Genomic DNA, 12,369 nt, shown 5'->3' with positions numbered 1-12,369 from the left:
CTATATCGAAGGGCTCACCGCTGAGCAGTATGCATGCGGCATAGAGAGCGTCACCGCCGCAGTGGTGACCGACGAGGTAAGGCACGGCTGAGACGTTCCCGAGAGCATCGACGTGTTCGACGATCTCGACGTCAGCGGTCTGGTATCCGAGCAGTGGGGAGATGGCGGTACATCTGCCTCGTTCGCCCTCGGCGGCGATCCACTGTGCGCCACGACGTACCGTGGCCGACCTGACTCCGGAGAGGTTGTACCCCGCTTCTCGGACCGTCCAGCCGCGGGGAGCGCTGATCGCGTGAAGGCGCACTTCGTAACGGCCGAAGGCGAGCACGTGCGACTCGATCCGCACATCCGCCGTGGGAGCGCGCCACGAGGCGGCGTGGCCGATGCCGTCGCTCACATCGACGCCGAGCGGCTGGATCCGGCCCCAGCCGACCTCGGCGCCGTCCGGGTCTATCACCGTGACCGCTGCGTCGGTCACGCGGCACCCGGAATCGCTTCGTGGTGCCGTGGCGGTGCTGAAGCTCAGCCGCGCGTAATGGGGGTCGTCGGTTGTGATTCCGGGCGCAGCGCGGTCGGATCCGTGGTTGTGGACGCGCACGATTCCGTCGGCGCGCGTCGCTTGGACGATCCAGTTCGGCCCAGGCAGTGCGCGCAGGGCGTCGCCGCGTTCGACGGGCAGCGGCTCCTCGTTGTCGACCCACACCGGATGCGTCGGCGGTAGCAGAAGCCCGAGAAAACCCTTCGATGCCCAATAGGGAGAGGCCGGCCCGGAGTAGGGTTGGATCACGCCCCGATACGGACGCAGCCACCCGAGAGTCAGCAGTCCGCGATCGTCCGGTACGCCGCGATCGGTGAAGTATCGCAGGATGCCGCTGGCAGCTCGCCGGGTGAGCCCGGGTGCCAGCGGCGTCGCGTCGAACAGAGCGCCAGCCCACAACGGAGCTGCGGCGGCCGTTCGATAGGTCAGCGACCGGCCCTGGTGCAGCGGGGCACCGTCACCGCCGACAAGATGGATGTAGTCGGCGAGGAACGCGCTCAAGCGCACGCGGTATCGCTCGCGCAGTTCGGCGGCCAGTGCGGCGCGGGGGCCGCACTCGGCGAGCTGTGTCCAGAACATTGGATAGAGGTGCAGCGCCCAGCCGTTGTAGTGGTCGATGCGCCGTCCCTCGCCGTCGGTGTACCAGCCGTCGTCGAGCTGCCATCCGGCGATCGCGTCGAGACCGTCGACGATCTCGGCGTGCCGGTGCGGTCCGCCGACGCCGGCCAGGAATTCTTCGACGATCGTGCGGAAGAGTACCCAGTTGCTGCGCGGCGTCTGGCGGCCGACGAATCCGCCGAGCCAGTCCATGAGGTGTCCGCGGGTCGAGGCGGACAGTCGGTCCCACAGCCAGGTCCGCGTCACGTGGAGCGCGAGGGCGATCGATGCCGCCTCGACCATCTGCTGGCAGCAGTCGCTGTCAATGCGTGGCCAGGCGTCGGGATGGCGGGGATCGGCTCCGGTGGCGAGCCCGGATGCGTAGCGATCGAGCAGCGGCCCGACCGTCGATGGATCACCCTGCGCCCCGGCGATCCGGAACGCGGCGAGGAGGAAGGTACGAGCGAATCCCTCGAGCGCGTCGCTGTCCGTTCCGGAAACCGAAGGCGGCCCTGGCAGCGAGATCCGCGAGAAAGTGGGGGTCGCGTAGGGCCGCACCGCGTCAAGGAGCCGGTCCGCCCACGCCTCCCAGTGCTCCCGGACCATTCCGGTGTAGGGCGAAATGGCGTCGCGGCGGACGATGCCGTTCACCGACCGCTCACCGACCCGCCGCCACCCCTTGGACATGGTCCGGATCGTAGGGCACTGCCAATGCGCGGAACAGATCGGTTGACCGATCGTTCAAAGCGGGGCAAGGATGCGTCCGTGCGCGAACCTGTGTCAGAGCGGCAGGAGCGGATCCTCGCGTTGCTGCGGCAGCGCGGACGGATGCGGGTCGCCGATCTGGCGCGTGAGATGGCGGTTTCGGCGGTCACGGCTCGGCGCGATGTCGAGACTCTCGAACGGCAGGGGGCACTGCGCCGGTCGCATGGGGTTGCGATCGCGGTCAATGCGGCATCCGGCTGGGCGGACTCACCGATGGAACCCCTCGTCGGACGGGGATTGCCCGTATGGCGGGAATCGCGCGACTTCCCCGGTCCGGTCATCGGCATGGTGGTGCCGACCGCGCCGTACTACTACGCCGACGTCATCCGCGGCGCCCGGGCGGCGGTGGCCGAGGCCAACGCCCGGCTCGTCGTCGGGATCACGAATTACGACATCGACGAGGAACGCGCCCAGATTCGGCAGATGCAGGCCCGCGGAGTCAATGCTCTGCTCCTGACGCCCGCATGGCCGACGGGGACCTCCCCTGACGACGAAGCCGATCGTGCCGCAGGGCTGAGCGTGCCGACCGTGCTGGTCGAACGGCGCGGCAAGCTCGGCTTTCCGGTCGGTGAGCTCGATCGCGTCTGTTCCGCGCATGCGAGCGGCAGTTACCTGGCCGTGCGGCATCTGGTCGAGCTGGGTCGGCGGCAGATCGCCTTGATAGCGCGCGGATCGCCCACGGCCGCCCAGCTGGAACTCGGCTTCCACGCCGCGCTCGAGCACCTTGGCGTGCCAGCTTCCGCCGGCTTGGTGTGCACAACGCGGCCTAGGCCGGAATTCACTGAGATCGAGGCCACGTTGACCGCGGTGGTCAATCGAGCACGCCGCGGAGCGCTCGATGCCGCCCTGGTGCACACCGACCAGGACGCGGTGCACTTCGTTCAGCAGCTGCAGCGCCACGGCCTGCGAGTTCCGGACGACGTCGCGGTCGTCGCCTACGACGACGAACTCGCCGCGCTGGCCGATCCACCGTTGACTGCAGTGGCGCCGCCGAGGTTCGCGGTCGGGCAGGCAGCGGCGCGGCTCGTGCTTAGCCGGCTCGCGGAACGGTACCGGGCCATCCCCGGGACGGCCCGAGCCCCCCGGCATCATCTCGACCTTTTGCCCGAGTTGCGGGTGCGCGAATCATGCGGAGCGGGCAAGCCCGCGTGACTGATTTGATCGAACGATCAAACGGTCTTGACTCGTTGTCAGTCTCGACCGCACGCTGCCACAGCTTGCTCTTCGGGCCGGGGCACCGACCCGCGTTCCAGTGCCGCGTATCTCAGCCGGATGGATATCGAGGAGTTTTGGATGCGCCTGTCGATGTGCGCCGTAAGGAGAGTCAGGACCCAGCGACCGAGCCGCGGCCTGATCGCGTCCTCCATGGTGCTGGCCGTGTCCTTGCTCGCCGGGTGTTCGAGCGGCAAGTCGAGCGGCGCGGCGGCGCCGTCGGTGGATCCGAACCAGACCTACAACCTGACGTACTGGTCGTGGACCAAAGGCAGCCAGGCGGCGGTCGACGCGTTCAACAAAGCGCACGCCAAGATCCACGTCACCTTCCAGCAGATTCCAAGCGGCTCCAAGGGCGGGTACGCGAAGGTCTCCGACGCGTTCAAGGCCGGCACCGGGCCCGATGTGTTCAACGCCGAGTACAGCGCGCTTCCGAGTTTCGTCGCCGCCGGCCAGGTGGTGGACATCAGCAACTACGTGACCGCGCAGACTGCATCGGGATACCTGCCGCAGGCGCTGCAACTGGTGACGTTGGGCGGCAAGAAGTGGGCCATGCCCAATGACATCGGCGCGCAGGTGCTCTACTACCGCAAGGACCTGTTTGCCCAATACGGCCTGACCGTGCCCAAGACGTGGGCCGATTTCCAAGCAGACGCGCAAAGGCTCGCGGCGCAGAAGCCGGGGTATTACCTGGCGAACTACACCGTTGACGACCCGCTGGTCTTGGAAGCTCTGGTCGGCCAGGCCGGTGCCCAGTGGTTCGCCACCTCCGGCAATACCTGGCAGCTGAGGTTCACCGACCCGGCGACCCGCGAAGTGACCACCTTCTGGCAGGGCATGGTGGACAAGAAGCTGGTGGCTCCAGTTCTCAGCAACACCGCCGGCTACACGGCCGAGGTCGCCAGCGGCCATATCCTGACTCAGGTGTCGGTGAACTGGAACGCGGCGGCCAACATCGTCACGTTCCCCGGCCTGGCCGGCAAGTGGGGCGTCAGCCTGCTGCCGAGCTTCGACGGGCAGCCGGCCAGCGGCATTCTCGGCGGATCGTCGTACGCCATCGCCAAGTCCTCGAAGAACGTCGCGGCCGCGGTCGAGTTCGCGCGCTGGATGACGAGCGACCCGGCAGCGGCGAAGGCGCGGGTGAGCGGCGGTTCAAGCGCCTACTTCGCCGACTCGGACGCGTTGCAAGTAGCCCGCACCAGCTTTAACGCCAGCTACTACGGCACGGACGTGTACAGCACGTTCGACGCGGCCGCGCACGCGCTCAAGCCTTCGATTTTCGGTCCCACCATGACCGCGACGAACCAGGTGATGACTACCAAGCTCAAGCAGATCTCGACCGGTGGCGGCACCATCGAAGACGCGGTCGCCGCAGGATTGGCCGACGCGAAGAGCGAGATGTCAGCGCTCGGACTCGATGTACAGGTACGGGACTGAGACGACGGTGCGACTGATCAACCGCCGCGCATCGGCCGTCGGTGCGGCGCCTGTCACGGCAGGCGTTACCGTGCGGCGGGGCACGGGCGCGGCGCTGCTGCTGATGGCACCGTTCTTCGCGGTTTTCGCGCTCGCGGTGCTCGCGCCGATCGGTTACGCGATCTACCTGAGCCAGTTCGCGCAACGGGCGTCCGGTCTCGGCTTCGGGGGCTTGCACTCGGTGTGGGTGGGTCTGGACAACTATCGTCGCGTGCTGACCGACAGCACGTACACGTCGAGCTATCTGCACGTCCTGCTGTACGCCGTGGTCGCGGTGCCTCTCGTGCTGGGCCTGAGCGTCGTGATCGCGCTGGCGCTTGACAGCGCGTATGCCTTCGGGCGGCGGGCAGCGCAGCTCGGCCTGTTCGTCCCGCACCTGGTTCCAGGAGTTATCGCAGCCCTGATCTGGGCTTACCTCTACACGCCGCAGGTGAGTCCAGTAGTCAAAGCCCTGAGTTCGTGGCACGTGCACATAGAACCGCTCGGACCCGGATTCACGTATCCGTCGCTGATAAACGTCGTGCTCTGGGAGAGCCTCGGCTACAACATCGTGATCTACTATGCGAGCCTGCAAGCGATCCCGCGAGAGATGGCCGAGGCAGCGGTCGTGGACGGCGCGGGAGAATGGCGCACGGCGTGGCACATCAAGCTGCCGCTCATCCGGTCCGCGGTGGCGCTGACGGCGATCTTCTCGGCGATCGGCGCCATGCAGCTTTTCGCCGAGCCGCTCCTGCTTTCCACCGCGGGGTCCACCGGAATCTCGCAGGATTGGACGCCCAACCTCTACGCCTACACGGCGGCGTTCACGAGGAACAACGACTACGGCGCCGCGGCTGCGGCTTCGATCATCCTCGCCGCGCTCGCCGCCGGGCTCTCCTACGTCGTTACCCGTTTCGGTAAGCCATGGCGACAGGCATGAGCCTCTCGCGGACGGAGCCGGCGCCGTCGGGCGCAGCGGCACCGTCCCGCGCCCGCGGACGCAGCGGACGCCGCCGGATCTGGACACCGTCGCGCGCAGCTGTCAACACGCTGTTGCTGGTCGTTTCCTTCTACACCTTCTTCCCGCTGGTGTGGACCGTGTTCGCGGGAGCCAAAACCGCGGGCGCGGTACAGACCGGGGATGTTCTGAGCCTGCGCAACTTCAACATCGTCGGCAATCTTCGGCTCCTATGGAGCTTCCAAGATGGCATATACGGGCGCTGGTTCCTGAACTCGCTGCTGTATGCCGGTGTCGGCGCGGGCGTCGGCGCGCTGATCTGCGTCGCCGCGGGTTACGCGTTCGACAAGTACGAATTCCCGGGGAAAGAGCGGCTTTTTGGCCTCGTGCTGCTGGGTGTCCTCGTGCCGTCCGCAGCGACGACCCTGCCGCTCTACCTGCTCGCCGCGAAGGCCGGCCTGGTGAATACGTACTTTGCGGTGCTGATTCCCTCGCTGGTCAACCCCTTCGGCGTGTATCTGGCACGCGTCTTCTCAGCCGGCTATGTGCCGAACGAGACGCTGGAGGCCGGGCGGATCGACGGAGCGAGCGAGCTGGCGATGTTCGTCAAGCTCGGCCTGCCCATGTTGCGGTCGGGCTATACCACCATCCTGCTGTTCCAGTTCTCGGCGATCTGGAACGGCTTCTTCCTCGCGCTGGTCATGCTCACCGATCAACATCTGTTTCCGGTCAGCCTTGGCATCTACGAGCTGAATACGTCGCTGAGCTCGGAAGGGCCCGCACTGCTGCCGGTCGTCATGCTGGGTTCCGTCGTCGCGATCCTGCCCCTGGTGGTGATCTTCATCAGCTTGCAGCGATTCTGGAGAGCCGGTCTGACGGCGGGAAGCGTGAAATGACGGCGCCCATGCGCGAGTCGGCGGACCAGCCGTTGCGCGATGCCGACGGCACTGGACCGCCCGTGGCGTACTTGGCCATGTCATCAGAGTTTGTGCCGCTGCTGTTCGACGAGGCCGCGATCGTGCGGCTTTCGACGCTGGCTCGCATCGATCCGAACACCGTGCTCCACGGGCCGGCGCAGGACTGGTCGCACCCGTCGCTCAGCCAGACCGAAGTGCTGCTGACATGTTGGGGCGCGCCCCGGCTCGACGCGTCGGCGCTCGCCGTGCTGCCGCGGCTACAGGTGGTGATCCACGCGGCCGGCAGCGTGAAGGCAATCGTGACGGACGAGTGTCGCCGCCGCGGTATACGAGTCTCCTCGGGCGCGGCTGCGAACGCGCTGCCGGTCGCCGAGTACACCGTGGCGATGATTCTTCTGGCGAACAAACGCACGCTGTGGATGGCCCGCCGCTACGGGGAGCTGCGCAGCGCCTGGCGTTCGTCGGAGATCCCGCGCGACATCGGCAACTATCACAAGACGGTAGGCATTGTCGGCGCTTCGCGGATCGGTCGGCGAGTCATCGAACTGCTTCGCCCGTTCGACCTGGACGTCCTCCTTGCCGATCCATACGTCAACGAACAGGGGGCTGAGCGGCTGGGCGTCGAACTCGTTGACCTGGACGAGTTGTGCGCGCGTTCCGACGTGGTCAGCCTCCACGCTCCCGCGCTGCCCGGCACGAGAGCGATGATGGACGGGGCGCGACTGGCCGCCATGCGCGACGGCGCGACGTTGATCAATACCGCTCGTGGCGCGCTGATCGACAATGCGGCACTCATGCGGGAGCTGCGTACGGGTCGGATCAATGCCGTACTCGACACCGCGGATCCGGAGATCCTGCTCGACGAATCACCGCTGTACGAGCTGCCGAACGTGCTGCTCACTCCGCACATCGCCGGCTCCTTGGGCAATGAACTGCGCCGCATGGGCCGGTCTGCACTCGACGAGCTCGCGCGGTACGCGTCCGGCGAGCCGTTCGCGTTCGAGGTCCGGTACGCCGACCTAGAACGATCCGCCTGAGCAACGGTCCGCTAGTGGGGTCTGCCGTACCGCGTCTCACCCAGACGAACACAACCTGCTGACGTGCGACGAGCGAGCGCACGACGAGCCTGCCCTTTTCAGGGCTTCAGGTCGGCGGTGTGGGTGTGTCGGTGGTGGGCGTAGTCGCCGGTGTGTTCTTCGGCCCAGTCCTGCAGGTGTTGCAGTGCGGCGGTGGCGCCGCGGGCGAGGTCGGTCAGGGCGTACTGCACCGTCGGTGGGCGGCTGGTGTGCACGGTGCGGGTGATCAGTCCACCGGCTTCGAGGTCGCGCAGGGTCTGCGCGAGCATCTTGTCGCTGACGCCGCCGGCCCGCCGGCGCAGCTCGGACCAGCGTTGCGGGCCGTCCATGAGATCCACCAGGACCAGGGCGGACCACCGGGCGGTGACCAGGTCGAACAGCTGCCTGCCGGGGCAGGCGGGATCGCGGACGTTGCCCCGCGCGCTTTCCTGCACGTGCTCACCTCACCCAAAGGTATGTACTTCCCAGAAGAAAGTAACTCGGTCAGAGTGAGGGAGCCAACCCCTCATCGTCAAGGAGTACCTGTGGTAACCGACGTTGCCGTGACCCGCGCCGCGAACACCGTGACGGTGCTCGGCGGTCCCACCGCGCTGATCCACGTGGCCGGCTGGACGCTGCTGACCGACCCGACCTTCGACGCCGCCGGCACCCAGTACCAGAACGGCCCGGTTATGGTGCGCAAGACCGCCGACCCGGCGCTGGAGCCCGCACAACTGCCCACTCTCGACGCCGTCGTGGTCAGCCACACCGAGCATCAGGACAACCTCGACACCGCCGGGCGTGCGATGGCCTCCGCTGCCCCGGAGGTGTTCACCACCGTCGTCGGCGCCAAGGATCTCGGGGGCGCAGCCGTCGGCTTGGAGCCCTGGCAGACCCGGACCCTGTCGAAGCCGGGCCGCACGCCGCTGAACATCACCGCGGTCCCCGCCCGCCACGGTCCCGTCGGCACCGAGGCCATCACCGGTCCGGTCACCGGCTTCCTCCTGCACACCGACGACGGCTCGGCACCGACGGTTTACGTCTCCGGTGACACCGTCGACCTGGACGCGATGAGTGCCCTGGCGGACCGGTACCGCGTCGATGTGGCGCTGCTGCACCTGGGCGCGGCCGGCTTCGAGGAGCTCGGCGACATAAGACTGTCGCTGACCGCGACCCAGGCCGTCGAGGCCCGCCACCTGCTCGGCGACCCCCTCGTGGTGGCTGTGCACGCCGAAGGCTGGGCGCACTACACGGAAGACCGCAGCCACGTCCAGCAGGTCTTCGACGCCGCCGGCGTCCCGCTGCACTGGCCCACCCCGGGCCAGCCCATCACCCTGCCAGACCCGCACACTCCCTGACACCTCGCCCAGGGCCGCCGCCTGCGCGGGCCCACCCACACGTGGACCAATTACACCAACGCCGGAGGATCGCAGGGCCCGACGATCCCCTCGTACACAACCGTACAGATCGCCTACAAGCTCACCTGCTTCAAGGTCGCCGACGGCAACACCTGGTGGTACCGCATCGCCCGGCCGGGCAGGGATGAACAGTTCTACGCCTCGGCCGACGCTTTCTATGACAACGGCCAAACCTCCGGCTTGCTTCACGGCACGCCATTCGTGGACAACGCGGTGCCAAACTGTTGACGTCGCCAGCACTCGCAGTGCCCGCCCCCTCGACCGGGCGATCACGATCGCCCGGTCGACGGCCAGCGGACCGCCACGATGCTGCCTGAAGCTTGTGCCAGAGCGGCGCGATCCGCAGTGGACACGTCGCGGCCTAACCGTCATCCGTTCCAGGACTGAGAAAGAAGAACGCACCACGGTGTCATCGGGCTGCGTGGTGAGAACCCGCTGAGTCCGCAGAGCGAGTGAATCGGCGGTGGATCTCGCTCGCGAGCTCGGTTTGGCCGTTTTCGGCGAACGTCTGTGCCGCCGCCGACCAGCAGGCACGCACCTCCTCAGCCCGCTCGGCGGGCAGCTCATCGGCCAGCAGCCGGTCGATCTCCGATGCCTCCAGCAGTTCGGCTCGCATGCCGTCCCGGTCGGCGTCCTCGTCCGCGTCCCGCAGATACCGGAGTACGGCCTGCGCCTGGGCCATCCCGAGTGCGGCCGGGTTGAAGTGCTCGGGATCGGCTTGCGTCAGGTCGTGCACCATGTCCATGCGTTCTCGCGCGAACGGGACCGCCTCGGCACGCCGGCCGAGCAGGCCCAGGAAGACCGCGAGATTCTGCAGCGCGGGGCCGAGCTGCGGCCGCAGTGACGGATCCTGCGCCGCCAGCGTTCGGCCGACATCGACGGCACGTCGCGCGGCGGTGAGCGCCGCCGCGTGCTGCTCGAGTCGCCAGCGCCCGCCTCCCAGCGTGGTCCACAAGTCGAAGGCGATCGGCCGGTAGGCCGGGTCTTGGTCGGCCAGCCGCTGGTGCACCTCGGCGGCTTCGCCGAGCGTGATGACGAGCGCTTCGCGCTGGCCCAGCACGGTGTGCACGTCGCCGAGTGAGCGCAGCACTCGACCCAGGTGCGGATCGTACGCCTCGCCGAGCCGCCGGTAGATCGCCGCCGCCTCATCGAGCTTCTCCGCCGCCGCGGGCTGCGACGCGATGCCCAGCAGGAGGCCGAGCGCGGTGAGCGCGTTCGCGAGTCCGGTGGCGTGGCTGGCGGAGTCTCGCTCGACGAGCCCACGCCACAGCGCCACTGCCTCTTGCGCTGGTTCGACGGCCTCGTCATGTCGACCGGCCAAGTCCAGCTGCAGGCCGCGGTTCTGCAGCGCGGTCGCCAGATTGGCGTCGACGCTGTGATCGGTGCGGCGCCGGTGGATCGCGATCGCTTCCTCGGTGTAGCGCAGCGCGTCGGCCGGACGGTTGAAGTCGGTCAGGACCGTGCCTACGTTGTTCAGCGCGTCGGCGAGCGAGGTCTCGTGGGCCTCCGGGTTTTCCTCGGCCAGCTCGCGCAGTATCGTAACCGACTCCTCACGGGCCGCGAGCGCCGCGTCGGATCGACCGGTGCCGAGCAGCGCGCCGCCCAGGTTGTCCAGCGCGTCCGCGAACAGACGCAGGTAACCGACATTGGCTCGGGCGAGTGCCCGGTAGAGCGCCACGGCCTCGTCGGCGGCCTCGCAGGCGGCGGCCGACTGGCGCAGCATGGTGTAGGCGCCTGACATGTTGGTCAGCGCCGCGGCCAGCTCGGACTCGTAGACGGGGTTGAGTTTCACCAGGGCACGGGAGAGTTCGGCAGCTTCGTGGGCAGGTTTGAGGACCTCGTCCGGCCGGCCGAGCGCCAGCAGGAGGCTGGAGACGCTGGTCAGTCCGATGGCCAGCTTCGGCCGGTAGACCAGCGGTTCGCGCTCGGCCAGTTCCCGGTACAGCGCAGTGGCCTGTTCGGCCCGCTCGAGGGCTTCAGCGCGCCGGCCGACGTCTCGCAGCATCCTGCCGAGATTGTGCAGCGCGTCGGCGAACTCGTCGGTGGCCTGCGGACCGCCGTCGGCCAACCGTTCGCGGATGTCCGCCGCTTCGGCGGTGTCCGCCACCGCATCCGCCCACTGGCCCAGATCGTGCCGGTGACTGCCGCGGTTGAGCAGGTGCCGGGCCAGATTCACCGCGTGCGCCGGGTCGTCGTCGGCCACCCGTCGGCTCAGCTCCACGGCGCGGTCGGCGTACTGGAGCGCTTCGGCGGACCGCCCAAGGTCGGACAGCACAAGGGCGAGCATGTTCAGCGACTCGGCCAGACGAGCTTCCTGCCCCGCGCCCTGCCGCTCCCGGATCGCCACGGCGCGCTGCGCTGCGGGCAGTGCGTCCGGGAACCGGCCGACGACGTACTCGCGGTACGCCAGGTCGTACCAGAGCCGGGCGTGTACGGTCGGCTCTGGTTCGGGATCGGCGGCCAACTGCCGCTGCACGCGGCGCCGGGTGAACTCGGCGATCCCGACATCAAGATCGCTGCGCCGGTCCGGGAACTGCTCGTCGATCGAACGCATCAGCTCGACCGGCAACTCGGTCAACTCGCCCAGAGCAGTGATCGACGCGCTGTTCGCGTCCCGGACCATCGCGGGATTGCCGTCGAGCAGCGGGAAGAGATGCAGGCGGCCGACATGAGACCAGCGCGCTGCGGCCGCCGCGAGAAAGGTCAGCGCGCGAGGCGTGAATCTCGGCGCCTTGTCGGTGGGCGCGGCTGGCAGGAGGATGCGCACCGCGCCGGCCGCCCAGTCGTCGGCCGAGTAATCGGCCGTCGGACTGCCAGGCAGGGTGAGCGCCAGGAAGTCCTCGGCGAGCCGATCCGGCAGCAACGGTTCCAGCGTGTTGACGCCCGCAGGGTCGGTCGGCGGGTAGCACAGCGCGTGGTCGCGGATGGCTTGTTCGGTAGGCACCCCGGGCAGTGCCTTGTTCAGCAGCTCGGCGGCTGCCTCGGGGTCGCTGGCGCCGGTGAGCGCGGCGATGAACACCAGCCGGGCCAGAACCGTGTCAGGAGTCTGGAAGTCAAGGCCGCCGGCTGCGTTTTCGTACAACTGCCGCCAGTTCTCGTGTTCACGGTTCAGCAGGTACACGGTCAGACCGAGCGGATCGACCGGCGCGTCGCGGCCGTGCGCGGCGGCGTCGACGGCGACCAGCGCGGCCATGTGCACGGTGAGGGTCAGTGCGAAGTGCGGCAGGCCCAACGATTTCGGCGGGGCTATCGGCGCCGCGCCCTCCAGTTCGGGGTAAGCGCGGGCGAAGCAGTCCCGGGCGGTGGTGAACATCCGCTCACGGATGTGCCCGGCGTCGGGTAACGGATCCAGACGCTGGGCTGTGGTATCGACGTTCGCGCGCAGCTTGTGGAGTTTGGCCTGCACAGCCTGCCAACCCTGCGCAGAGCGGGCGATGAGTAGCACGCGCGCGGG

General features: G+C 68.2%; 9 protein-coding genes. 6 read left to right on the top strand and 3 right to left on the bottom strand.

Annotated features, from left to right (window positions below; translation table 11 throughout):
* A partial coding sequence (locus VN779_RS13310; RefSeq protein ID WP_325723012.1) for a DUF2264 domain-containing protein occupies positions 1–1,822 on the bottom strand: 1,822 nt, incomplete at its 3' end.
* A gap of 78 nt (positions 1,823–1,900) precedes the next feature.
* Here VN779_RS13310 and VN779_RS13305 point away from each other — a divergent pair.
* The 5 genes from VN779_RS13305 to VN779_RS13285 all read left to right on the top strand — a co-directional run bounded on the left by VN779_RS13305 (position 1,901) and on the right by VN779_RS13285 (position 7,479).
* A complete protein-coding gene (locus VN779_RS13305) occupies positions 1,901–3,052 on the top strand; it encodes a substrate-binding domain-containing protein (RefSeq protein ID WP_325723010.1) in 1,152 nt (383 codons plus the stop codon).
* 141 nt (positions 3,053–3,193) lie between these two features.
* The gene (locus tag VN779_RS13300; RefSeq protein ID WP_325723008.1) at positions 3,194–4,549 is read left to right on the top strand and encodes a sugar ABC transporter substrate-binding protein; all 1,356 of its coding nucleotides are present in this window, start codon (positions 3,194–3,196) and stop codon (positions 4,547–4,549) included.
* A gap of 70 nt (positions 4,550–4,619) precedes the next feature.
* The gene (locus tag VN779_RS13295) at positions 4,620–5,507 is read left to right on the top strand and encodes a sugar ABC transporter permease (RefSeq protein ID WP_325723006.1); all 888 of its coding nucleotides are present in this window, start codon (positions 4,620–4,622) and stop codon (positions 5,505–5,507) included.
* Complete coding sequence (locus VN779_RS13290) at positions 5,504–6,421, top strand: carbohydrate ABC transporter permease (protein ID WP_325723004.1); 918 nt, start codon at positions 5,504–5,506, stop codon at positions 6,419–6,421. The genes VN779_RS13295 and VN779_RS13290 overlap by 4 nt, the downstream gene beginning before the upstream one ends.
* A 77-nt stretch (positions 6,422–6,498) precedes the next feature.
* Positions 6,499–7,479 (top strand): hydroxyacid dehydrogenase, encoded by a 981-nt coding sequence (locus VN779_RS13285; protein ID WP_349260776.1) that lies wholly within the window; start codon positions 6,499–6,501, stop codon positions 7,477–7,479.
* 98 nt (positions 7,480–7,577) lie between these two features.
* Here the strand turns inward: VN779_RS13285 and VN779_RS13280 are convergent, their stop codons facing one another.
* Positions 7,578–7,952, bottom strand: coding sequence for a helix-turn-helix domain-containing protein (locus VN779_RS13280; protein WP_325723000.1), 375 nt, complete (start codon positions 7,950–7,952; stop codon positions 7,578–7,580).
* A 90-nt stretch (positions 7,953–8,042) separates the two neighbouring features.
* Between VN779_RS13280 and VN779_RS13275 the strand changes: the two genes are divergently transcribed.
* On the top strand, positions 8,043–8,855 hold the full coding sequence (locus VN779_RS13275) for an MBL fold metallo-hydrolase (RefSeq protein ID WP_325722998.1): 813 nt from the start codon (positions 8,043–8,045) through the stop codon (positions 8,853–8,855).
* A 469-nt stretch (positions 8,856–9,324) separates the two neighbouring features.
* Here VN779_RS13275 and VN779_RS13270 read toward each other — a convergent pair.
* Positions 9,325–12,369: tetratricopeptide repeat protein (locus VN779_RS13270; protein ID WP_325722996.1), on the bottom strand; the 3,045-nt coding region annotated here is incomplete at its 5' end.

Source organism: Actinocrinis sp. (genome assembly GCF_035605935.1).
Classification (GTDB): Bacteria; Actinomycetota; Actinomycetes; order Streptomycetales; family Catenulisporaceae; genus Actinocrinis.
Note: the sequence above shows the minus strand (reverse complement) of the source record. Positions and strands in the feature narration are given on the sequence as shown.